This window comes from Stappia sediminis (assembly GCF_009826895.1).
GTDB lineage: Bacteria > Pseudomonadota > Alphaproteobacteria > Rhizobiales > Stappiaceae > Hongsoonwoonella > Hongsoonwoonella sediminis.
Window position 1 is genome coordinate 567,247 of sequence record NZ_WUMV01000001.1, and the last position, 23,817, is coordinate 591,063.

Below are 23,817 nucleotides of genomic sequence, written 5' to 3' on the forward strand. Positions count from 1 at the left end.
GTTTCCGACGATTATCGAACTGCCGTTACGTCTTGTCGAGCCTTATCCATATAGCGTCGCGGCAAGGGAATACGTGCCGTGGCGTGACACAAACCGACGAGCGACAAGGAGAATTGAAATGACCGTGCAACCGATGGCCGGTGAAATGAAAACGACGCTGAACGGCCTCGACGTCATGGCGGCGACGCAGACGATCGAAGCGATCAAGGCGGACAAAAGCCTTGCCCGCTTTCAGTTCCGGGCGAAGAACACCTGGGTCGGCGGCGGCGAAAACCGCTCCACGATCCGCGATTTCTACGGTGCGGGCCTGGAAGACGACTCGCGCAAGGTGGCCTTCGAATTCACCAACGGCGAACCGCCGGTGCTGCTTGGCAACAACGAGGGTGGCAACCCGGTGGAGTACCTGCTGCATGCGCTGGCAGGCTGCGTGACGACGACCTTCGTGCTGCACGCCATGGCGCGCGGCATCGAAATCCGCTCGCTTTCGACGGAGCTTGAGGGCGACATGGACCTGCGCGGCTTGCTCGGCCTCGATGACAGCGTGTCGCCGGGCTATGAGGAAATCCGCATCAGGATGCATGTGGATGCCGCTTGCTCGGATGAGGAGCTGGAAGACCTCATGCGCTATGCGGAAGCCCATTCGCCGGTCTGCAACACCGTGTGCCGCCCGGTTCCGGTGAAGCTGAGCCGCGCCTGAGTGCGCTAGGGTCTGGACCTATAAAATTGACGGAAATGGTATGAGCCGATTTGGTTGGATACGAGGAGCAAGAGCTCAGGAAACCGTCCGGTTTTCCAGATCTTGCGACAACGTAGCCGGACAAATCGGCCATATCTTCCAGACACCGAAACGGCTTTGACCTGCCGCGTCGAAGGGCTTGAACGGGTGGCCAACCCGCTCCGCGCCCTTCTCCTTGCATCTCTTTGCCGTTTCCGGTGCCATTTGCATCAATTTTATAGGTCCAGACCCTAACATCGCCAGGCGGTTTCGCCTGCGATCAACGCCGGTTTCCGGATGGGGGTTCCGTCCGGAGCGGGCTTTTTTTGGGGTGGTGGGGCGGTGCGGTGGTCATTGGGGAATGCACCATTAGGGCAAGTTCCGGCAGCCGTGTGGTGATTTGTCGGAAGGGGCGAAAATTGTCCCTGTACCGGGTTGGGGTTGAGGTGTCATCAGTTGAAGCCTAATCCCTAGTAATGAAATTTGCGCGATCGAATAATTCGTCAAAAGTGAGAATTTCTAGTGTGCGGGTGTCGCGACGATACAGTTCGAACGTGTCGCGCTTAACCGTTGCATCACGGAGATTACCAGCCTGATCGAACTCTGAGCTATTGCCAATAACAAGGATTGTTTTCGCATCGCGTGTTCGAGCCTCAAGGCGGCGGGTGCCGCTTTTGTCAAAATGTTCGCCGGTTTGAGCAGCACTTAACCACTCCGCCTTTTGCTCAAGGACTTGCGAAATTGCATCCATAAACGCCGTGCTGAATCGCCAAGTGCCTGCGCGCCCCGACTTCTTAGTCTGGAATATGGGAGTGTCCGGCCGTTTGATTTCGACAAGTACCGTGTAGTCAGTGAAATTCATAAGGAAATCAACGGTTGGCTTATTACGATTGTCTGTGCCCGCTGCACCTACAACCATTTCTCGGTCGAAAGGCCTCATTATTCGGTAGTCGAGGCCGTAGCCGAAAACCCAACTCTCCCTTTCGAAGAAGTCTTGCCAATTGGTTTCAGACCAATCGCCTTCCTCTAGGTGGACACTGAACTCTTCAAGCGCCTGCCGGCGACCCAAGAGGAGGTTGATTTCCTCCGTCGTCAGGTCGGTGTGGAGTGATCGGAACAGGCGCTCGCGCTCGGAAGCATCGAGTTGCTTGATTTTGTTTATGAGTGCGCGATCGGTGGCATCCGTGATGATCTTGGGCCCATCTGCGACGGATATGTCTTCTACCTGAAACCGGTCTTCATTAGACAGGTCGATAAACTTGATGCGATTCAGAAATTCTAGGAGCCTTTCAAATTCGTCAGACCTGAAAGTGAAGGCGTCTTTTTCGTCGCCCTGATACCAATTGCCAACTCGGGACTTGAAAGTTTGCAGCGTCACCCGCTTGATGGATGCGCTATCTTGGCTAATGAGTGCCGTCACCTGCGTCTTTCGCTGATTGCCGGTAAGGCGCAAACAGAGAGCCCCTTCGACTTCGCCTAGAACAGCACGTTCAGTCCCTTCAAACACGGCGTAAGCCAATCGCAAACGCTCTTCGTTAATCGCTCCATGTGTAAAGACCTTACTGAGGTACGTCTTGCCTTCCTTACGAAGCCAAAAAAATCTTTCGTCGTCTTCGCTCATGAGCTACTTCCGACCTCACTGTTTCATAAAAAATAAGCCGTGTTGTGCCTCATGACACTGGCTGCATTCCTAACTTGGCAGAATTGCTAGTAAGTTCGATCCGCTCCGCTGTCCTATTGTCCTTAATGCAAGGAATAGCATATATCCGTTTTGGCTCACCCTTTTTGCGCGCATTGCACATTCCCTGCGCAAAAGCCCCATCGCCAAACTGAAGCTATACTCTTCCTAGGTGTGGTCGCTTTACCCAAGGTTGCACTTGGCACACGGAACAGTTGAAGCTATAGTGGTATCTTATTTTCAAAATACATTTTTGGAGATGAGTCATGGATATTGCTACGATACTGAATTATGGCGTAATTGGTCTTGGATTTTTGCTAGCGTTCCTCGCGTTCAGATTGCTTTCAAAACCGAAGCTGACTACTGCTGCCGCATCAAATGTGCGCTGGTTCTTGGCGTTTTCAGTCGTCGTGTGCTTACTAGGTCTAGCCAGTGAATGGTTGCGGAGATCTTTTGACGTTGCCGACGTGTCGCAACAAGTAGAAGCGTTGACGAAGGATAACGAAAGACTGGAGGCGGAGAACGCCAAGCTTTTGTCACAGGCAGAGCGATGGAACCATGCTTACCGATTCCTGATGACTTCCAGCCAAGCAGACACGGTATCAGCCGCTATCGAGGCGTATTCCACGGCCCGAAGTGAGATCGACAAGATTTTATCTCTGGTCGAACGCAGCTGTTCAGGAGGCTCGAGCGGAATAAATCCCGCTAATTATCCGGCAGTGCTGCGAACGGTCAATTCCGCCCGAAATGAACTCGCCACTGTTCAAAGCGCATTGGACGTTTGTAGTTCGTTAGCGCCGCAGTAGTGACATTGCTGTCAGACCCCGACTTCGCCATTCATCCTCCAAACTCGGGAACACCCGAGTTTGGCGGGAGAGGTCGACGCGGAACGCGTCGGGTGAGGGGGAAACAGGTTTTCGCGCCGTTTAACCCGCCGCCCCTGACGTCACCTGCTGCAAGGGGCGGTGGGCGGAGCGGCGCATTTCGCCGGGCGTGACGTTGAACTGGCGCTTGAAGGCGCGGTTGAACGAAGCCTCGGAAGAGTAACCCACCTGCTCTGCGATCTCGATCAGCGGGTTTTGCGTGTCGACAATGTCGCGCCGCGCCAGGTGCATGCGCCAGGAAGTCACGTAGTTGAGGGGCGTCATGCCCATCAACCCGGTGAAGCGTTCGGCGAAGACGGTGCGCGACATGCCGGCCTCCTGCGCCATCGTCTCGACCGTCCAGGGCCGGGAGGGATCGCGGTGGATCTGGGAAAGGCTGCGGCCAAGCTTCGGATCGAGGATACCGGCAAGACAGCCCGCGGAATCGCCCGCATTGTCGACATAGGAACGAAGGACCTGGATGAAGACGATTTCCGTCAACCGGTCGACGATCGCATCCGCGCCCGGCTTGTCCTCCACGATTTCAGAGGAAACGAAGCGCATGACCGCTTCCAGCCAGTAACCGTTGACGGTGCGCGTGTCGGCGAGATGCATGTAGCTTGGCAGCGAACCGAGGAGGGGATGTCGCAGGCTGTCGTCGAACTCGAAATGGCCGCAAAGAAGCTTGCAGGCTTCCTCGTCCCCCTCTCCGCCGAAGACAAGCTCGCCCGACCCGGCATAGCCCGTCTGGTAGAGGACCTCGTCAAGCGCGGTGGCATTGCCTTCGCGCCGGTCGCTCAGGACATGGGCCGCGCCATGGGGAATGACGGCGATGTCGCCGGGCGCAAGGCGGATCGGCTGTTCCACATCGTCGACACGCAGCCAGCAACTGCCGCGAATGGCCATGTGAAAGCGCGCCACATTGCCGTGCGAGGGCACCTTGATGCCCCACGGCGCGCTCAAGTTCGTGTGGAAATAGACCGAGCCGCGCAGCCGCAACGCTTTCAGGATCTGGCTTAACGCATCATCGCCCATCGGATACTCCCTCGGACGCCAGAACGGCCACGGCCCGGATCTGCCGGCGCCCGATTGCCGCTGCAGGCGCCGCCTCACTCAAAATTCACTGAACCGGAGCCTAAACGGTTTCTGGTAACGCCTTGATCACGAAACAGAGATCATGGCCGGACGATCGATCAAGAATGCCGACTTTTCGCACATGGACCAGACGTAGGAGCGAACGCATTGTGGCGCCTGTCCGGCCGACCTCCCGATCCCCGGCCCGATCCCCGGAATGCCCGAATTGGCCCCTTGGAACACAAGAAGGAACACGTTCAATGGCTCTTCGTTTCGTTACCCAGAAAATCCACTCCTGGCTCGACTATCCGGTCGCCGTCAGCCTTGTCGCCATGCCGTTCATCCTCGGCCTTGGCACTTCCAACCCGATGGCCATGTGGCTTGCCGTCATCACCGGCGTCGCCGCCTTCATTCTCACCGTGCTCACCGACCATGAAACCGGCCTGATCCGGGTTCTGCCCTATTCGTTCCATCTTCTGGTCGACGGTCTCGTCGGCGTGACGTTCCTCGCAGCACCCTTCGTGCTGGGTTTTACCGGCATCGACGCCTGGTACTACTGGGCGAACGGCATCGCGGTGTGCATCGTCGTCGGCCTGCACAAGCCGGCCATGGATGCCATGGCGATGGCTCGCTAAGGGAAGCCTTCGCTCACGCGATGCCATTGCCCGTCATCGCGTGGGCCGCAGGCCCCGTCTCTGCAAGCCGGCTCCGGAAAAGCTCCGGAGCCGGCTTTTTCGTGCCTTTCCTTGCGATTGACCGGTCGACGGGCGCGCGCGGATGGTCTAACAGGCCAAATGCGTGGATAATCCCTGACAGCGACGAGCCGACCGGAGTTCTTGACGATGAGTGTGCGTAGCCTGGCGCGATTGACGGGAATTCTTGCGATACTGCTCGCAGGCCAGGCGCAGGCGGAGATCGTCATCGGCGTCGCCGGACCCATGTCCGGACAGTTCGCGGCCTTCGGCGAACAGATGCGCGCGGGCGCCGAACTGGCTGCAGCCGACATAAACGCGGACGGCGGCATCAACGGCGAAAAGATCGTCCTGCGCATCGCGGACGACAAATGCACGGAAGAAGAAGCGCTCGCTCTCGCCAACCAGTTCGTCGGCATGGGCGCGAGATTCGTCGTCGGGCACGTATGCTTCAACGCCTCGATCGCCGCCTCCAGGGTCTATGCGGACAAGGAAATCATCCAGATTTCGCCGGCGACGACCAACAACGCCTACACCGACGAACGCCCCGGGCCCGGCATCTTCCGCATTGCCCGGCGCGACGACGGGCAGGGCGTGACGGCCGGCGAATTCATGGCGCGCGAATTCGCCGACAAACGCATCGCCATCGTCCATGACGGCTCGGTCTACGGCAAGGGACTGGCGGATGCCGCGCGCACGGCGATGAAAGCCGCCGGCAAGAGCGAAGAGCTTTACGAAAGCTACGAACCGGGGCGCAACGACTACAGCGTGCTCGTCTCCATGCTGAACCAGGAGGGCGTCGAGGCCGTCTTCATCGGCGGATATCACGCCGAGGCCGCCGTCATCCGCCGGCAGATGAGCGAGCGCGGGCTGGAAGATGCCGTGGTCATGGGCGGCGACGCCCTGATGGCGGCGGAATTCGGCGTGATCGCGGGAAAGGCGGCGGAAGGAACGCTGATCGTGCTGCCTGCGGACCCGATCCGCAATTCGGCCGCCGTTCCGGTCGTCGCCCGCCTGCAGCAGGAAGGCAGGACGGCGGAAGGCTACACGCTCCACACCTATGCAGCGCTGGAAACGATCTCGCAGGCAGCCCGCAAGGCCGGCTCGACGGAGTTTCAGGCAATCGTCGAGGCGATGAACGGGACGACCTTCGATACGGTTCTCGGCGAATTTACCTTCGACGACAAGGGCGACTCCACCCGCGATGGCTATGCCGTCTACCGCTGGGCCGACGGGCGGGCGGTGCCCGAATAGGTTATCATTTCAGGGTATTGGCAGATTTTACGATTGCATTTCTCGCCGGTGTTTTCGGCCGGAATGCGTTTTGATTCGTTTTTTCGCGATTTTCTCTCAAATCCTGCGCGATAACCCTAACGAACGATAACGCAGGTCATTGATTTTCAAAGGTTCTTCGATTGCGTAAACTCCCTGTTAATCAAGGTCCGGCGGCAGGGGCATGTTCGTGAGTATTCAAAAGCTGATTTGGATCATGGTGGCGGTCTATGCCGCTGTCTTAGTCACCCTCCTGAGTGGCAAGGTGCTGGCGGCTCCCGTCGAGGTGCCTTTTCAGGCGGGCAACGTGAAGCCAGGCACGATCCTGGTGAAGAATTCCGAGCGAAGGCTCTACCTCGTGCAGCGCGGCGGAAAAGCGCTTGCCTATCGCGTGGCCGTGGGAAAACGCGGCAAGGTGTGGACGGGCAGGACCTATATCACCGCCAAATACGTGAAGCCGGCATGGACGCCGCCTGCAGAGGTGAAACGCGACCTGCCGCATCTGCCGGACCTGATCGCGGGAGGCGCGCCGAACAACCCGATGGGTGTTGCGGCGATGACGCTAGTGTGGTGGATTTGAAGTACGCCTCACAATTGCAGCCGCCGCCGGAGCGTATTTCAAATCCGAAAACCACACTAGAAACATACATTCGCTAGTCACCCTTTTGAATCTGAAGTTCGTTCAGGGCATGCCGGGCATTGAGACGAACTTCAGATTCGGGTGACTAGCCGGCGGGCAATACGCGATCCACGGCACCAACCGACCGCGATCGATCGGCCGCGCGGTGTCCTACGGCTGCATCAGGATGCACAATGAAGATATTTCCGACCTGTTCCAAAGGGTCAAAGTTCGAACGCCGGTAATTGCCGTCAATTGACCGGGGTAAAAACAGGAACAGACTTGTTTCACGTGTTTCGACTTTGACGGCCGTTTTCCGAACGGCCGTTTTTCTTTGCGTAAGAATCGCTTGCGTGGCTTATTTTATTTTGAGGAACAGAGTCAGATTCTTGAGAATTTCATTCAGGTTGGGATCCAGGCCCTAAAACGGCATGGGAGATCGTTTCATGAGCGAAGTGGCCAGCCAATTTGTCGGAAGCATCCCCGAGAATTACGACGGTGGCCTCGGGCCGAACATTTTTCACGACTATGGCGAGGACCTTGCCCGACGTGCCGGCACAACCGGAGCGGCCAGCGTGCTGGAACTGGCGGGAGGCACCGGCATCGTCAGCAGGAAACTCCGCGACGTCCTGGCTCCCGATGTGCGCCTGGTGGTGACCGATCTCAATCCACCAATGCTGGAAGTGGCGCGGAGCAAGTTCGGCGACGGCGAACGGGTCGAGTTCATGCCGGCCGACGCTATGGACCTGCCATTCGATGACGCCGCTTTCGACCTGATCGTGTGCCAGTTCGGCGTCATGTTCTTCCCCGACAAGATCGTTTCGTATCAGGAAGCGGCGCGCGTGTTGAAACCCGGTGGGCGTTACATTTTCAACGTCTGGGGCACCAATGCGGCCAATCCCTTTTCGCAATGTGCCTACGATGTCGGGGCGCGCTTCTTCCCCGACGATCCGCCCGGCTTCTACCTGGTGCCGTTCTCCTATCACGACCTGCAGGCCGTGCGGGCGGATCTGCAGGCGGCAGGGTTGACGGCGATCGAGCACGAGACGATTACGCTGCGAAAGACTGTGACGGACGTGGCAGGTTTTGCCCGGGGAATCGTGTTTGGAAACCCGTTGATCGAGGAGATTCGCCAGCGAGACGGCGTCGATGCGGATGAATTTTTAAAGGCCCTCATCGCGGAATTCGACGACCGCTTCGGCCCCGAGCCATTCGTGATGCCGCTCGAGGCGACTGTTTTTACCGCGCAACGCCCCTGAACGCCTTCCTGCGCGGCGCCCGGTCACTGTCGGTCGAATGCGGACATCCGCCAACCGCCATCAAAGGGTCCGGACCCGAGCCCGCTCTCAATGAAGGCGGGTTCGCTTTCGTGATAAGAAGCCGTTACGGTTTCAATGCGTTGGAGCATATTCCTGTCGTAAGGACGATCAGGTTTTGACGGAATATGCCCTGGGAGAAGATTTGTGCTGGGTGCGCTGACGCTCATCTTCGCCTGCCAGCTTGCGGGCGAACTTCTGGTCGCGGTAACCGGACTGCCGGTTCCAGGCCCCGTCATCGGCATGGTGCTGCTGCTTGGCGGGCTGATCGTGCGTGGCGGTATCCCGGAGCCGCTTGCCGCCGTCGGCGGCGCGCTGCTTTCCAACCTTGCGCTTCTATTCGTTCCGGCAGGCGTCGGCGTGATGCTGCATGTTGCGCTGATCGGGCGAGAAGCCCTGCCCATCACCGTGGCGCTTCTTGTCAGCACTGCTGCGACCATCGCCGTTACCGCGCTCGTCATGAACGCGCTGCAACGCCCAAAGGCCGAAGGCGATGCCGGCCCCCATGACGATGGCGGCGGGGGCGAGGCGCGATGACGGGACAGCTTGCAGACATCTGGGTCTATCTCGCCGCGCGCCCGCTCCTGTCTCTCACGCTGACGCTGATCGCCTATCAGGCGGGGCTTTGGGCGTCGCGCAAGGCGGGAATGCACCCGCTGGCAAACCCCGTGCTGATCGCGGTGATCCTGCTCGTCGCTCTGCTGGCGGGCACCGGCACGCCCTATGCCACCTATTTCGAGGGTGCGCAGTTCGTGCATTTCCTGCTGGGTCCGGCGACAGTGGCGCTGGCGCTGCCGCTCTACCGCCAGATCGAACGCGTGAAGACATCCGCGCTCGCCATCGCGGTCAGCCTGATCGCGGGAACGCTGACCGCGATCCTCACTGCCGTCGGCACGGCGTGGCTTCTTGGCGCTTCGCAGGCGACGCTTGTGTCGATCGCGCCGAAATCCGTGACCGCGCCGGTCGCCATGGGCATATCGGAGCAGCTTGGAGGATTGCCGTCACTGACGGCGGTGCTCGTGATCCTGACCGGCATACTGGGGGCCGCCGTCGGCCCGCTCGTGCTTAACCTCGTGCGCGTGAAGGACTGGGCGGCAAGGGGATTTGCGCTCGGAACCGCCTCTCACGGGATCGGCACGGCGCGCGCGTTGCAGGTCAACGAACTGGCCGGCGCATTCGCCGGCCTCGCCATGGGGCTCAACGCGCTCGCGACGTCGCTTTTGCTGCCGCTCCTGTGGCGGCTTTTATTCTAGGTCCGCGACCTAACGCCTGAAGGGCTCAATCGTCCCAGGTATAGCGGCGGATATACCGGTTATACCGGTGGTCGTGATAATTGTAGGAATTGCGGTTTTCGTTGACTGTCGTTTGCTTGAGCTCAAGCGCAAGCGGCGTCTGCCCGCCCGGATTGACAACCACGCGCTCCACCGGCGGCATGCCGCGGAACACCCTGACGCCCGCCTCGATGGTGACCACGGCGCCGCGATGCGGCTCGGTCTCGATACGGAAGGTGGAACTATCGGCAAAGGCCGGCGCGGAGGCGAATACAGCCACCGCCAGCGCGGGGGCAAGTTTCGAAATGCGGCTCGTCATTGTCTGCACTCCCTGTAACGCAGTACTCATACATTTGTCGGGCCCGCGGACCTTTTCGACCGGAGGCATATTTACTTTACATTAACTATTAACGCAGAGATTCGCCCGTTTGGCAATTACAGGATGCAGGCCAAGGCATTGCAGCCGCTGCGACATTGGGCCGTGAAGCCCGGTCATGACGGGGGTGGAAATGCCTGATTGTGATGGGGCAGGCTGGTGCGGACGACGGGACTTGAACCCGTATGCCTTATCGGCGGCAGATTTTAAGTCTGCTGTGTATACCAATTCCACCACGTCCGCGTGCATGGCAATGCAGCCCGCGCTTTTTTCAGATGCCGCAGGCCTCACGTCAAGCCTTCCAGAGCGGGCCGAGCGTGAATTGCCGCTACCGCCCACGCATAAATTTGCGATCCGACGCTGAACTTCGGCTCATTTGCGTTTATATGTCAGTGATCGGGTTCGGGCGCGAAGCCGCAGCCCACACAGCTGGAAATGAAGACGTGATGGTGACCTATGCGGACGCGGCGACATTGCCGCTGAAAAACACCGGCCAGATCCGCCTCTACGACCTTGAGGATTTCAAGGCCATGAAAAAGGCCGGGCAGATGACGGCGACCTGCCTCGACGAACTGGCGAGCCTTGTGAAGCCGGGCGCGACGACGCAGGAAATCGACGATTACGTCTATGATTTCGCGATGCGCCACGGCGCGCTTCCCGCCACGCTGAACTACCGTGGCTATACGAAATCCACCTGCACGTCCGTCAACCACGTCGTGTGCCACGGCATCCCCAACGACAAGGCGCTGCGCGAAGGCGATATCGTCAATATCGACGTGACGCTTATCGTCGACGGCTGGCACGGCGATTCAAGCCGCATGTACCCGGTGGGCCGCATCAAGCGCGCGGCCGAACGGCTGATAGACGTCACCCACGAATCGCTGACGCGCGGGATCGCGGCGGCCAAGCCCGGCAACACGACCGGAGACATCGGCGCGGCGATCCAGGAATTCGTGGAAGCCGAGCGCTGCTCGGTCGTGCGCGATTTCTGCGGTCACGGCGTCGGCAGGCTTTTCCACGACACGCCGAACATCCTGCACTACGGCAGGCCGGGCGACGGCGTGGAACTGAAACCGGGGATGATCTTCACCATCGAGCCGATGGTCAATCTCGGCCGGCCGCACGTGAAGGTGCTTGCCGACGGCTGGACGGCGGTAACCCGCGACCGCTCGCTCTCCGCCCAGTTCGAACATACCATCGGCATCACGCCCGATGGTTGCGAAGTCTTTACCTATTCGCCTTCGGGTATGGACAAGCCGGACTTTTAGGCGGAAAAATCCCTCCGCATCCGGAGCGCGTCCTGTTTATTCGCAACCTTGTATAGCGCTCCGGCTTATTTGTTTGCCGCATGTCCCCGTCCCGGAACCGGAGCGCATTTTTGGGGGACATGCGCCAGCACGAAGGGGGCGAGATTGGGAAAGCGGGAGACCGGCTCGCCGGACGCAGCATCCGAACCTCATTATCTGGGCCACCGCGAAAGACTGCGGCAGCGCTTTCGCGAAAACGGCCATGAAACGCTGCAGGATTACGAACTTCTCGAGCTGCTCCTGTTTTCGGCAATCAAGCGCGCGGACACCAAGCCCATCGCCAAGGCGCTGATCGCCCGCTTCGGCTCCTTCGCGGAAGTGGTCTCCGCGCCGCGCGGGCGGCTTCTGGAGGTGAAGGGCGTCGGCGAACGCGTTGTCGACGAACTGAAACTCGCCCATGCGCTGGCGCAGCGTTTCCTGAAAAGCGAGATCAGCACGCGCGAAACGCTTTCCTCCTGGAACGCGGTGCTCGACTACATCCGCACGGCGATGGCCTTTTCCGACCGCGAGGAGTTTCGTGTCCTCTTCCTCGACAAGAAGAACGCGCTGATCGCCGATGAAGTGCAGCAGCGCGGAACGGTCGATCATACGCCCGTCTATCCGCGCGAGGTGGTCAAGCGGGCTCTGGAACTTTCGGCCAGCGCGCTGGTGCTCGTCCACAACCACCCATCGGGCGATCCGGCACCGTCGGAAGCCGACATCCGCATGACGCGCCAGATCGGCGAGATCGCGACGGCGATGGGAATCGTCCTGCATGATCATGTCGTGGTCGGCCGCTCCGGCCACGCAAGTTTCCGCTCGCTGAAATTATTGTAAGTGGCCAAATCGCCTCCGATTGCATGGTAGTGACGATGGTAAACCGGCCGAATTTGGAAGGCGCTCGCTTGTCGAATTCCCGAAACACGTTGAAAAATCCGATGAAGTGCCTCTCCGTTAAGGCCACATGAGGAATTGCGATGTACATTTTCTGGCACCCTCGGATTTGAGACAAGGCGTGGAATACAGGCACGAGATGGGATCGGCGAAATCCGCCCGGGCCGGGCGGGACGACGAATTGACGACCGTCCTGCAGGCGAGCGTGCGTTTCCGCCGCCGTCAGGCCTTCTGGTATTTCGCGTTTCTTTTTACGGTCGTGATCGTCGCGCTCGCCGGCGCCATCGGCATCGTCATCTGGGCAGTGGTCCATTCCGAAAACGAGAACCTGAAGCGCGAAACGGCGCTGGTGGCGCGCGCGCTCACGCAGCAGCAGTCCCAGATCGTCAAGGAGCTCGAACGATTCGCCGTCTCAAGCGCCACCTACCGCAATATCGACACCGCCTATTCCTCCGAATGGGCGCATGCGCGCCTTGCCCGCCCGATCGGCGAAATCTACAAGCACGACATCGTCGTGGTCCTGAACCGCCGCCGGCGTCCGCTGTTCGCCTATGTGGACGGCTTCGTGTGGCTGCCGTCGGTCTATACGACCAAGCTCGCCGACCAGCTGGACGACGCGGTCGCCGAAATCCAGACCGCCTATCGCGCCAATCTCGTCTCGCGGCAGAACTACGGCTTCGCCTATGACGGCTCGCCGGCCGACGTCGCGCAAAGCCGCCTGATATCGCTGGACGGCGCGCCGTCGATCGCCGCCGTCTTCGCCATCGTTCCCGAACTCGACCAGGTTGAGGTGCGCGACGACGACCCGAGCGTGATCGTCTCCATCCGCCATGTGGACGATACGCTGCTTGCCGATATCGCCGGATATGCGCAGCTTCGCGACGTGACCTTCAGCCCGGTGAAGCCGGAACGTCCGGAACGGCTGGAGCTTGGCGGGCCGAAGGGCATCGCGATCGGCTATCTGACCTGGGCGCCGACGGGCGGGGCGCTCGGCCTGCTTGTCGATCTCGCGCCCGCCTTCGTGCTGGCGGTGCTGATCGTGCTCGCGGTGACGGGCCTGATCCTGAAGCGGGCGATGCGCACCACGGACGAGCTGACCTACAGCGAGGCGCGCGCCCGCCAGTCCGCCCTTCACGACGCGCTGAGCGGGCTGCCGAACCGTGTCTTCTTCGACGAACTGGCGCGAAAGAGGCTGGATGAGGCCGCCCGGACGAGCAAGCTTGCCGCGCTGATCTACCTCGATATCGACCACTTCAAGGACGTCAACGACACGCTCGGACACCCGGTCGGCGACGGGCTGATCCGCGAAGTGGCGCAGCGCCTGCGCGGCCATGTGCCTGGAACCGACGTGGTCGCGCGCATCAGCGGCGACGAATTCCTGATCCTTTTGAGCGGAAGGGACAGCCGCGCGGCACTTCTCAACGCTTGCACGAGCCTCAGCAAGCGCATCACGAAGGACCTCACGGTCGACAACATGGCGCTGCCGACGACGGTGAGCATGGGTGTCACATTTTTCCCCGATCACGGCACGGACCTGACGCAGCTCCTGCGCCGGGCCGACATCGCGCTCTACCAGGCGAAGGATCGAGGACGCGGCAGATGCGTTCTCTTCGAACCGCACATGGACGAGACGCTGAAAGAGCGCCGGCTGATGGAAAAGGAGATGCGCCGGGCGCTGGAGCGCAATGAGTTCTTCCTCCGCTACCAGCCGATCGTCACGGGCGACGGTTCGCGGATCGTGGGGGCGGAGGCGCTCATCCGCTGGCGGCATCCAAAGCGAGGGGAAATCCTGCCAGCCGCGTTCCTGCCGATCGCGGAAGGCACGGACCTGATGTGGTCGATCGGCGCATGGGTTTTGCGGAGCGCGCTCAAGGATGCGCTTTCCTGGCCGGAGCTGACGATCGCCGTCAACGTGTCGCCCAGCCAGATCCGCCACCCGGATTTCGTGCCGAACGTAAGCCGCCTGCTTGAGGAACTCGGCTTCCCGGCCAGCCGGCTGGAGCTGGAGATCACGGAAGCGGCGGTGATGGACCACACCGATGCCGTGAAATCCAAACTCGACGAGTTGCACGATCTCGGCGTGCGCATCGCGCTCGACGATTTCGGGACGGGCTATTCGAGCCTGAGCTATCTTCGCCAGTTCCAGTTCGACAAGTTCAAGATCGACCGTTCGTTCGTTATGAACCTGGAGCACGAGGCGGAATCGGCCGCGATCGTGGAAGCCCTCGTCAACCTGGCGGATGCGCTTGGAATGGCGGTGACGGCGGAAGGCATCGAAGCCCGCGAGCAGCACGACTTCCTGAAAGAGATCGGCTGCGAATTCCTGCAAGGCTTCTATTTCGGCAAGCCGATGCTGGCCGGCGAACTCGGGCAGCGGGTTTTGGCCGGCGAGGGTCCCTCGCGTCTCATTGCCAAGGGGTGAACGCAGGCGTTATTGCCGCTGCGTACGGTTCACCCCCTTCCGACTCACTCCGCAATTCTTCAATATAAACCGCTGCTTAACTATCCTTGTCGGCAATTTCTTAAACCGGCGCGGTGATAGTTCGCCTTAGGGGGCATTATACCATATGCATTTGGACAGGCGTCAAAACAGCAGCAGACTCGCGAACGCGATTCTTTTTCCCGTGGTCGGCGTGGTCATGCTTACCGTCCTGCTTGCCGTCGTCCTGATCTCATGGACGTCGCGCACCGCCGACCGCTCCGCACTCGAGAACGAAAGCAACCTGATCCTCAGCGGATTGCAGCTCCAGGGCGATCTCCTCGCCAAGGAGCAGGAAAGCGCGGCCGTCTGGGACGCGGCCTATTTCAGCACGCGCGGGCGCTCCTTCGACCCGACGTGGCTGCATGTGAACATCGGCCAGCGGCTCTTCGACAGCTACGGGCACGACCATACGCTGATCATCGGCGAGAACCGCAGCCCGATCTATTATTCGCATGGCGCCATAATGACGGTCGGCTTCGAGGATGAAGCGTTCCTGGCGCAGATCCGTCCGCTCGTCGCACGCACGCGCGCTCGCTTCATCATCCAATTCGCGCGCGACGAATACGGCCGCGACATCTTCATGCCGACGCGCGACGGGCGCGCCCAGGCGATCTACGAAACCGGCTACGCCGCCATCGATGGCAAGCCGGCGCTCGTGAGCGTCACCGCCATATCGCCCAAGCTGCACGGCGTGGCCGGCGAACGCCATGCGCCGGCCGTGCTGGTGAGCGTCAAGGTTCTTTCCGGCGAACGCCTGGAAGACTTTTCGATCATGACCGGGATCGAAGGTCTCAACATGCATATCGGCGGCCTGCCGCATGCGAACGAGACGGCCCTTGAAATCGACGCGCCGACGGGACAGGCCATCGGCCATATCACCTGGACGCCGCAATATCCGGGCGCCGACATCCTGGAAAGCGTCACGCCCGTCCTGACGTTCCTTTCCTTCGCCATCGCGATCCTGACGACTGCGGTCCTCATCTACACGCGCCAGAGCACGAAACGGCTCGCCGAAAGCGAAGCGCGGGCGAAGTTCGCAAGCCTTCACGACGGGCTGACGGGGCTTGCCAACCGCGATCTCCTGACGAAACGTTTCGAGGAGCTGCTGTCGGACGAAAGCGGAGCGAACGGCTTTCTCGGCGTGGTCTATATCGACCTCGACCATTTCAAGGATATCAACGACACGCTGGGCCATGCCGCCGGCGACGAGGTGATCTGCGAGGCGGCGCGCCGGCTTCGCGTGATCGTTCCCTCAAGCGCTTTGCTGGCGCGCATCAGCGGCGACGAGTTCGCGCTGCTCGTACCCGAGTGCGAGAGCCGCGACGACCTGGACGACCTTCTCAAACGCATCCAGGACCGCTTCGCCTCGCCGATGTATACCAGCAACACGCATCTCTACGTGAGCCTGAGCATCGGCGCGGCTGTCGCGCCGGACGACGGCGCATCGATGGGCGAACTGCTGCGCAAGGCCGACATCGCGCTTTATTCGGCGAAGGCTAACGGGCGCGGCCGGCACACCTTCTTCACCACCGCCATGGAGGAGCAGGTCAGGGCGCGCGAGAACCTTGCCCGCGAATTGCGCCGGGCAATCGACCACGACCAGCTTTCGCTGGTCTACCAGCCGCAGACGACGATCAACGGCCGCAAGGTTCTCGCCGTGGAAGCGCTGGTACGCTGGAACCACCCGACGCGCGGCCAGATCAGCCCGGCGAGCTTCATTCCCCTGGCGGAGGAAACGGGCCTGATCAACGACCTCGGCCTGTGGGTCCTCAGACGCGCCTGCCGCGACGCCGCGCGCTGGCCGCACCTGAAGCTTGCCGTCAACATCTCGCCGATCCAGTTCCGCCATCCGCAATTCATCGAGCGGCTGGCCTCGATCCTCTCGGCAACGGGGTTCAATCCGCATCGGCTCGAAATCGAGGTGACGGAAAACGTCTTTTCCCACGAGGACCCGCTGGTCCTGCAGATGCTGCAGCGGGTGCAGCAAAAGGGCATTCGCGTCGCGCTCGACGATTTCGGCACGGGCTATTCGAGCCTGAGCTACCTGCGCCAGTTCCCCTTCGATACGCTGAAGATCGACCGCGGGTTCATCGCAGGGCTTGAGACCTCGCCGCATGCCTCGGCGATCCTCGGCACCATCATCAACCTCGGCGAGGCGCTGGGCATGTCGGTCGTGGCCGAAGGCATCGAGACCGAGCATCAGGCCTCCTTCCTCAGGCTCACGAACTGCGACCGCCTGCAGGGATATTATCTCTCGCGTCCCGTGCCGGCAGACGAGATCGGCGATGTGGAGATCAGGCTCGCGCGCCAGGAATACATAGAGATCGACGCCCGCAAACACGCGTAAGGCGTTTCTTTGAGCGGTGTGAATGCGCTCCAGCGGCCCCGGCTGCCGCCAAATCCGGCCCGGAACCCTCGGTATACATGCAAGGCGTCAAGAGCCTTTCATGCGCTCCTCAAGCGTGCGCTCCAGATAAAGGATCGCCGCAAACGGCCCCGCGCTTTCAGCCAGTGCCGAGGCAACGTCGCAAACCGAAAGGCCGCGCCGCCCGAAACGGTCCCTGACGGCGTCTTCCACCCATTTCAGATGTTGTTCGCGCCGCCTGAGGTCTAACTTGCCGGCGGACAGTGATACGGCCGAATGGGCATCGCAGGCGGCAACGAGATCGTCGACGCCTGTACCGTCGCTGGCGGATACCATGACAACGCGGGGCGAGGGGCGATCGTGCGACAGCCTTGCAAGCGACAGCGCGCCTTCCACATCGGCGCGGGCACGGCGGGCGGGCGCGCCCATATCCGCCTTGGTGACCGCCACGACGTCCGGAAGCTCCATGATGCCCGCCTTCATGAATTGCAGGCTGTCGCCGGAACCGGGTTGAATGCAAAGGACCACCGTGTCGACGGCAAAGGCGACATCGGCCTCCGACTGGCCGATGCCGACCGATTCCACGATCACCCGGTCCATGACGGCACGCATGAGCGCAATGCCGGCGACAGCATGATCCGACAGCCCGCCCAGACGATCCCGCGCGGCCATGGAGCGCACGAAGACGCCCGTGTCCTCGGGGTCGGTGCGAAGCCTTGTCCGGTCTCCCAGAAGCGCGCCTCCGGTGAGTTGGGAGGAGGGGTCGACGGCGATGACGCCGACCGTTTCGCCGCGCCCGCGAAAGGCGGCGATGAGGGCGTTCGTCAGCGTCGATTTGCCGACACCCGGCGGGCCCGTGAGGCCGATGACCGTGCCTTTCGGATCGAGGGCGGCTTCGTCCAGGAAGGTGGCAAGCTCCGCCGTGCCATCCTCCGTCTCCACGGCCGAGAGCGCGCGCGCAAGACCTGCCTTGCCGCCGGCGCGCAAGTCATCGAGCGTTTGCGGCCTTCGCTTCATTCCGCTTAGCCGCCCGATTCTGCCTTGAGCGCGGCCTTCAGCGCGGATTGGGCCGCCGCGAGCCGGGCTATCGGAACGCGGAAGGGCGAGCAGGACACATAATCGAGGCCGACTTCCTCGCAGAACGCAATTGACGCCGGATCGCCGCCATGCTCGCCGCAGATGCCGAGCTTGATATCCGGACGCGTTTTGCGCCCGCGTTCGGCGGCAATCTGCACAAGTTCTCCGACGCCCTCCCTGTCGAGCGTCACGAAAGGATCATGCTCGATCAGGCCCTTTTGCTGATAGGCGCCGAGAAAGGAGGCTGCATCGTCCCGAGAAACGCCATAGGTCGTCTGGGTCAGGTCATTGGTGCCGAACGAGAAGAATTCCGCACTTTTTGCGATGTCGGCGGCGCGCAAGGCGGCACGCGGCAGTTCGATCATCGTGCCGACCTGGTAGTCGATCTTCGTGGAAGTCTCCTTCGCCACCGCATCGGCCATGGCGTCGATACGGCCGCGCACGAGGTCGAGTTCCGCCTTCATGCCGACGAGCGGGACCATGATTTCCGGCGTCACGGGCGATCCGGTCTCCTTGCCAGCCTCGACGGCGGCCTCGAAGATGGCGCGGGCCTGCATTTCCGCGATCTCCGGATAGGTGACGAGCAGGCGGCAGCCGCGATGGCCGAGCATCGGGTTGAACTCGTCGAGCTGAAGCGCGCGTTCGCGAAGCCGCTCCGGGTCGACCTTCATCGCAGCGGCAACCTCGGCGATCTCCTCGTCCGTATGCGGCACGAACTCGTGCAGCGGCGGATCGAGCAGGCGGATCGTGACCGGAAGACCCTGCATGATCTCGAAAAGCTGTACGAAATCCGCGCGCTGCATCGGCAGGAGCTTGGCAAGGGCGGTGCGCCGCCCGGCCTCGGTTTCGGCGAGGATCATCTCGCGCATGGAGACGATGCGCTCGCCCTCGAAGAACATATGCTCGGTGCGGCAAAGGCCGATGCCTTCCGCGCCGAAGCCGCGCGCGGCGCGCGCATCCGCCGGCGTTTCGGCATTTGTGCGCACCTTCATGCGGCGCACTTTGTCCGCCCACTCCATGAGGGCCGCGAAATCGCCGGAGAGTTCGGGTTGCAGCATCGGCACCTCGCCCAGAAGTACCTGACCGGTGGAGCCGTCGATGGTGACGATATCGCCCTTGTTGAACGTGCGGCCCGCCGCCGCCATCGTGCCCTTGCGATAATCTATCCTCAACATGCCGGCGCCCGAGACGCAGGGCTTGCCCATGCCGCGGGCAACCACCGCCGCATGGCTCGTCATGCCGCCACGCGACGTAAGAATGCCCTCGGCGGCATGCATGCCGTGAATATCCTCCGGGCTCGTCTCCACACGCGCAAGGATGACCTTGCGGCCCGCAGATTTGGCTTCTTCCGCCTCGTCGGAGGAAAACACCAGCGCGCCGGAAGCCGCACCCGGCGAGGCGGGCAGGCCGGAGCCGATGATATCGCGCTTCGCCCTGGGGTCGATCGTCGGGTGGAGAAGCTGGTCGAGCGCCGCCGGATCGACGCGCATGACAGCCTCTTGCGAAGTGATCAGGCCTTCGCCCGCCATGTCGACGGCGATCTTCAGCGCCGCCTTTGCCGTGCGCTTGCCCGTACGCGTTTGCAGCATCCACAGCTTGCCGCGCTCGATCGTGAACTCGACGTCCTGCATCTCGCGATAATGGGCCTCCAGCTTGTCGCAGATGCCGATGAATTCGGCGAAGGCGTCCGGCATGATCGCTTCGAGCGAGGGAGCCTCGCTGCCGGTCGCCGCGCGTGCGGCTTCCGTGAGGTCCTGCGGGGTGCGGATGCCGGCAACGACGTCCTCTCCCTGCGCATTGACGAGGAATTCGCCGTAAAGCGCTTTTTCGCCCGTCGACGGATTTCGCGTGAAGGCGACGCCCGTCGCAGAGGTCTCGCCCATGTTGCCGAAGACCATCGCCTGGACGTTGACCGCCGTGCCCCAGTCGCCGGGAATATCGTGCAGCCGGCGGTATGTGATGGCGCGGGCGCTGTTCCAAGAGCCGAAGACGGCGCCGATCGCGCCCCAGAGCTGTTCGTACGGGTCCTGCGGGAAGGGGCGCTCAAGCTCTTCCAGCACAAGCTTCTTGTACCGCTCGATCACCGCCTGCCAGTCCGCCGCCGTCAGTTCGGTATCCAGCGAATGGCCGTTGCCATCCTTGAAATCTTCAAGCACTTCCTCGAACGCGTGATGGTCGAGGCCCATCACCACGTCGGCATACATCTGGATGAAACGGCGATAGCTGTCATAGGCGAAACGCTCGTCGCCGGAAGCCCTGGCAAGCGCGGGCACCGTGTCGTCGTTCAGGCCGAGGTTCAGGACCGTATCCATCATGCCCGGCATGGAAACGCGGGCGCCGGAGCGCACGGACACCAGAAGCGGGTTGTCCCTGTCGCCGAAGCGGCGGACGGTCAGCTCTCCGACGGCGCGCAGCGCCGCCTCGACCTGACCGTCCAGCCCGTCCGGATAGCTGTCGTCATGGGTATAATACCAGGTGCAGGCCTCGGTGGTTATTGTGAAGCCGGGCGGCACGGGAAGGCCGAGGCTGCTCATTTCCGCAAGGTTCGCGCCCTTGCCGCCGAGCAGGTCGCGCATATCGCGCGTGCCTTCCGCGTTGCCGTCTCCGAAGCTGTAGACCCACTTCGTCATCTGGTATGCCCCCGTGTGATCGAGCAATTCACGGTGGAGATACGATCCGTTTTTTCCGCTACGGACACCGCCACTGGCCATCCCTTAAATGATGCAGTGCGGGAAACAAAGCCGTTTTACAAAACTTTTTAAATCGCGCCCGAGCGAATAAAAGGCGAAAGCCCAATCGGTTGAAGCACTTGCAATAGCAAGCCGAAACATATTACCGATTTTGATCGAAGCGGGCCAACAAGCCACATTGACGCCATGCTGGGCGGTCATTGAAACTCGGTTATAACTACGAGTCGGCCCGGAGCCTTTTGAAGGCCGGGGGCCGCTCCAATCCGGCGTCCCGCAAGCCCGATGCCGCCTCGGGACGCCGTAGACAAAGAATGGACGAATGTGCCGATGATGCGTGCTCCCTTCCCGACTTTTCGCCCGAGCGCCCCCGGCCGCGACCGCCTGAAAGGGTTGTTGCTCGGCACGGGCGCAGTCGCGCTGGCGGGTGCGCTCATTGCCGCCTCTCCCCTTGCCGCGAAAGCCGAGGTGAGCGATACGCAGGAGATCGGCACGGCGGAAGGCCTTCCCATCACGCTCAGCGGAAGCTACCTCTCGGGCCGCCTTGCGGGCAAAAGCCGAGACATCGCCAATGCCGCCGCCTTCTTTCAGGAGGCGCTCGACACCGACCCGGGCAATGCTTTCCTGCTCGACCGGACATTCGTCCTGCATGTCGCCAACGGCGATATCGACCGCGCGCTCGACCTGGCGGAGAGGCTGACAGCGGATCAGCCGGACCATTTCCTGGCCCGTATCGCCCTGGCGGCGGATGCCATCCACATGCAGGATTTCGACCGGGCGGTGAAACTGCTCGACCGGGGCACGCGCGGCCCCCTGGCCGAACTCACAGGCCGCCTCATACGCGCCTGGGCGCTGGCGGCACAAGGCAAGACCGACGAGGCGCTTGAATCCATAGCAGCGCTTGACGGGCCAGACTGGTTCAACGTCTTCACGACACATCATGCCGGGCTGATCCAGGAGCTTGCCGGGCGCAGCGATGCCGCACTCGACAATTTCAACGCCGCTTTCGCGACCGATCCGGGCGCCCTGCGCGTGGTCGAGGCGCTGGCACGGGCGAGGGCCAGGGCAGGCGACAAGGCCGGCGCGCTCAAGGTGATCGACGGTTATGGCAAGATCATCCCCGGCCATCCGGTCATGCAGCAACTGCGCGCACGGATCGAGGAAGGCGGCGAGATCGCGCCCATGGTCGACGCGCATGACCGCGGGGCGGCGGAAGTGCTCTACGGCCTTGGAGCGGCCCTTGGCCGCGACGGCGGCGAGGAGCTTTCTGCAGCCTACCTCCAGCTTGCCATCCATCTCGACCCCAAGGCGGATATCGCGCTGATCGCGCTTGCCAACCTCTTCCAGCGCATCGACGATCAGGCCCGTTCCATCGAACTTCTGGGACGGGTGGACGAAAAGTCGCCCCTGAAGCGGGACGCGGAAATCCAGATCGGGCTCAACTACAATTCGCTCGACAATCTGGCGCAAGCGCGCGCGCATCTGGAAAAGCTGGTCGAAAGCGATCCGAGCGACCTGGAAGCGGTGACCGCACTGGGCAACGTTCTGCGCGCCCACCAGCTTTTCGAGGAAGCGGGGCAGGCCTATTCGCAAGGGATCCAGACGATCGACGCAGATCCGGGCGAGCAGAACTGGACGCTCTACTACTACCGCGGCATCTGCTACGAGCGCATGAAGGACTGGGGGAAGGCGGAAGCCGACTTCCGCAAGGGGCTCGAGCTTTCGCCCGACCAGCCGCTCGTCCTCAACTACCTCGGCTATTCGCTGGTCGACCGGGGCCTGAAGCTGGACGAGGCGCTGGACATGATCCGCAAGGCCGTGGAGCTTCGCCCGCAGGACGGCTACATCGTCGACAGCCTCGGCTGGGCGTACTATCGGCTCGGCCGTCACGAGGAAGCTGTTGTGGAGCTGGAGAAAGCCGTTCAGCTGCGCCCCGAGGACCCGATCATCAACGACCACCTGGGCGATGCCTACTGGAAGGTGGGACGCAGGCTCGAGGCGCGCTTCCAGTGGAACCACGCGCGCGACCTTGGACCGGAGGAAGAGGAACTGACAAAGATCCTCGACAAGATCGCAAACGGCCTGAGCGAGACGACCACCGAAAACGGCGCAATCACGCCGCCGGAGAAGAAGAACGGCGGCTGACCGCCGATGCTGCTGCCTGCAAAAGGCGACGGCGGGCCGGGCACCGGCGGGCTGACGGCCGTCGAAACCGCCCGCGCCAAGGTCAACCTCGCGCTGCATGTTACCGGGCAGCGCGCGGACGGATATCACCTCCTGGACAGCCTCGTCGTTTTCCCCGATATCGGCGACGTGGTTTCCATCTCGCGGGAAACGCAGGGGCTGACGGTCACCGGGCCATACGCGCATGCGCTTGGCGGCGGCGGGGAGGATGACAACCTCGTGGTGAGAGCCGCCAAATTGCTGGCGGAAGCCACAGGGCGCGATCCTCGAAGCATCTCTCTGGCACTGGAAAAAATCCTGCCTGTCGCATCGGGAATCGGCGGCGGCTCGGCGGACGCAGCGGCAACGCTTCGGCTTCTGAGGCGTGAATGGGCACTGGACATATCCGATGCCACCGTTCAGCAGTTGGCATTGCAGCTCGGCGCGGACGTTCCGATGTGCCTATTGTCCGAACCGGCGAGGGTATCGGGCATCGGCGAGAACATCGAACTCATAAGAAATATGCCCGCCTGCGGCATTCTCCTTGTCAATCCGGGTGTCGGGGTATCGACGCCGGAAGTGTTCCGGGCGCTCAGGCGCCGGGACAATCCTCCCTTGCCGGGCATTCCCGTGGCCGGATTCGCTGAATTCGACGCTCTTCTCGGCTGGCTTTCGCAAACGCGCAACGACCTTGAGCCGGCGGCAACGGGGCTCGCGCCCGAAATCGCCGAAGTGCTCTCCATGCTGGAGGGGCAAGAGGAGGCGGCGTTCGCGCGCATGTCCGGATCCGGGGCGACATGCTTCGCACTGACCCGGCACCGCGCGGAAGCGGAAGAGCTGGCGGGACGAATCGCCGCTTCCCACCCGCACTGGTGGGCCGCCGCCGGAAAATTATCCTGACGCATCGCCGCCAGGCATTTCATCCGATTCCATTCATTGCCCCCCGAATCCCGGCTAAAGAGGCCTCTGCAACGGCACGATCGGCGT

At 61.8% G+C, this 23,817-nt stretch carries 18 protein-coding genes, 1 tRNA gene and 2 pseudogenes; 15 read left to right on the top strand and 6 right to left on the bottom strand.

What is annotated here, in order from left to right:
* Nucleotides 1-118 precede the first annotated feature (118 nt).
* Nucleotides 119-697: an OsmC family protein gene (locus GR183_RS02630; protein ID WP_202395798.1), complete on the top strand. Its 579-nt coding sequence runs from the start codon at nt 119-121 to the stop codon at nt 695-697.
* Nucleotides 698-1,178: 481 nt separating this feature from the next.
* Here GR183_RS02630 and GR183_RS02635 read toward each other — a convergent pair whose 3' ends face one another.
* The gene (locus GR183_RS02635) at nt 1,179-2,336 is read right to left on the bottom strand and encodes a Shedu immune nuclease family protein (protein WP_160774019.1); all 1,158 of its coding nucleotides are present in this window, start codon (nt 2,334-2,336) and stop codon (nt 1,179-1,181) included.
* A gap of 323 nt (nt 2,337-2,659) precedes the next feature.
* Between GR183_RS02635 and GR183_RS02640 the strand changes: the two genes are divergently transcribed.
* Nucleotides 2,660-3,199, top strand: coding sequence for an FtsB family cell division protein (locus GR183_RS02640; protein WP_160774020.1), 540 nt, complete (start codon nt 2,660-2,662; stop codon nt 3,197-3,199).
* 120 nt (nt 3,200-3,319) lie between these two features.
* On the opposite strand, the gene GR183_RS02645 is transcribed toward GR183_RS02640, so the two are convergent.
* On the bottom strand, nt 3,320-4,291 hold the full coding sequence (locus GR183_RS02645; protein ID WP_160774021.1) for an AraC family transcriptional regulator: 972 nt from the start codon (nt 4,289-4,291) through the stop codon (nt 3,320-3,322).
* 299 nt (nt 4,292-4,590) lie between these two features.
* Here GR183_RS02645 and GR183_RS02650 point away from each other — a divergent pair, with 299 nt between their 5' ends.
* The 7 genes and pseudogenes from GR183_RS02650 (at nt 4,591) to GR183_RS02680 (ending at nt 9,482) form a co-directional block, all read left to right on the top strand.
* On the top strand, nt 4,591-4,965 hold the full coding sequence (locus GR183_RS02650) for an SPW repeat domain-containing protein (RefSeq protein ID WP_160774022.1): 375 nt from the start codon (nt 4,591-4,593) through the stop codon (nt 4,963-4,965).
* A gap of 207 nt (nt 4,966-5,172) precedes the next feature.
* Nucleotides 5,173-6,276 carry a branched-chain amino acid ABC transporter substrate-binding protein gene (locus GR183_RS02655; RefSeq protein WP_160774023.1) on the top strand — a complete coding sequence of 368 codons (1,104 nt, stop codon included), beginning with the start codon at nt 5,173-5,175 and terminating at the stop codon, nt 6,274-6,276.
* A 235-nt stretch (nt 6,277-6,511) separates the two neighbouring features.
* Nucleotides 6,512-6,859 (top strand): annotated as a pseudogene (locus GR183_RS02660) (L,D-transpeptidase); the annotation flags it as partial.
* Between the two features lie 163 nt (nt 6,860-7,022).
* A pseudogene (locus GR183_RS02665) lies at nt 7,023-7,172 on the top strand (L,D-transpeptidase); the annotation flags it as partial.
* Between the two features lie 187 nt (nt 7,173-7,359).
* Nucleotides 7,360-8,172, top strand: coding sequence for a class I SAM-dependent methyltransferase (locus GR183_RS02670; RefSeq protein WP_160774024.1), 813 nt, complete (start codon nt 7,360-7,362; stop codon nt 8,170-8,172).
* Between the two features lie 204 nt (nt 8,173-8,376).
* On the top strand, nt 8,377-8,766 hold the full coding sequence (locus tag GR183_RS02675; RefSeq protein ID WP_160774025.1) for a CidA/LrgA family protein: 390 nt from the start codon (nt 8,377-8,379) through the stop codon (nt 8,764-8,766).
* Nucleotides 8,763-9,482, top strand: a complete 720-nt coding sequence (locus tag GR183_RS02680; protein WP_160774026.1) for an LrgB family protein — start codon at nt 8,763-8,765, stop codon at nt 9,480-9,482. Before GR183_RS02675 ends, GR183_RS02680 begins: the two co-directional genes overlap by 4 nt.
* A gap of 25 nt (nt 9,483-9,507) precedes the next feature.
* On the opposite strand, the gene GR183_RS02685 is transcribed toward GR183_RS02680, so the two are convergent.
* Together GR183_RS02685 and GR183_RS02690 are read right to left on the bottom strand one after the other, a co-directional pair.
* Complete coding sequence (locus tag GR183_RS02685; RefSeq protein WP_160774027.1) at nt 9,508-9,819, bottom strand: hypothetical protein; 312 nt, start codon at nt 9,817-9,819, stop codon at nt 9,508-9,510.
* A 214-nt stretch (nt 9,820-10,033) separates the two neighbouring features.
* Nucleotides 10,034-10,119, bottom strand: a tRNA-Leu gene (locus GR183_RS02690).
* 203 nt (nt 10,120-10,322) lie between these two features.
* Here GR183_RS02690 and map point away from each other — a divergent pair.
* From map to GR183_RS02710, 4 genes are all read left to right on the top strand, one after another.
* Nucleotides 10,323-11,144 (top strand): type I methionyl aminopeptidase, encoded by an 822-nt coding sequence (gene map / locus GR183_RS02695; RefSeq protein WP_160774200.1) that lies wholly within the window; start codon nt 10,323-10,325, stop codon nt 11,142-11,144.
* Nucleotides 11,145-11,288: 144 nt separating this feature from the next.
* Nucleotides 11,289-11,999 (top strand): RadC family protein, encoded by a 711-nt coding sequence (radC, locus tag GR183_RS02700; RefSeq protein WP_160774028.1) that lies wholly within the window; start codon nt 11,289-11,291, stop codon nt 11,997-11,999.
* Nucleotides 12,000-12,177: 178 nt separating this feature from the next.
* Complete coding sequence (locus GR183_RS02705) at nt 12,178-14,478, top strand: bifunctional diguanylate cyclase/phosphodiesterase (RefSeq protein WP_160774029.1); 2,301 nt, start codon at nt 12,178-12,180, stop codon at nt 14,476-14,478.
* A 217-nt stretch (nt 14,479-14,695) separates the two neighbouring features.
* Entirely contained in the window at nt 14,696-16,885 is a 2,190-nt protein-coding gene (locus GR183_RS02710; RefSeq protein WP_160774030.1) for a putative bifunctional diguanylate cyclase/phosphodiesterase, read from the top strand.
* Between the two features lie 87 nt (nt 16,886-16,972).
* On the opposite strand, the gene GR183_RS02715 is transcribed toward GR183_RS02710, so the two are convergent.
* The gene (locus GR183_RS02715; RefSeq protein WP_160774031.1) at nt 16,973-17,920 is read right to left on the bottom strand and encodes an ArgK/MeaB family GTPase; all 948 of its coding nucleotides are present in this window, start codon (nt 17,918-17,920) and stop codon (nt 16,973-16,975) included.
* A 5-nt stretch (nt 17,921-17,925) separates the two neighbouring features.
* On the bottom strand, nt 17,926-20,610 hold the full coding sequence (ppdK, locus tag GR183_RS02720; RefSeq protein ID WP_160774032.1) for a pyruvate, phosphate dikinase: 2,685 nt from the start codon (nt 20,608-20,610) through the stop codon (nt 17,926-17,928).
* A gap of 390 nt (nt 20,611-21,000) precedes the next feature.
* Between ppdK and GR183_RS02725 the strand changes: the two genes are divergently transcribed.
* Nucleotides 21,001-22,812: a tetratricopeptide repeat protein gene (locus tag GR183_RS02725; protein WP_160774033.1), complete on the top strand. Its 1,812-nt coding sequence runs from the start codon at nt 21,001-21,003 to the stop codon at nt 22,810-22,812.
* 6 nt (nt 22,813-22,818) lie between these two features.
* A complete protein-coding gene (locus GR183_RS02730; RefSeq protein WP_160774034.1) occupies nt 22,819-23,730 on the top strand; it encodes a 4-(cytidine 5'-diphospho)-2-C-methyl-D-erythritol kinase in 912 nt (303 codons plus the stop codon).
* Nucleotides 23,731-23,817 lie beyond the last annotated feature (87 nt).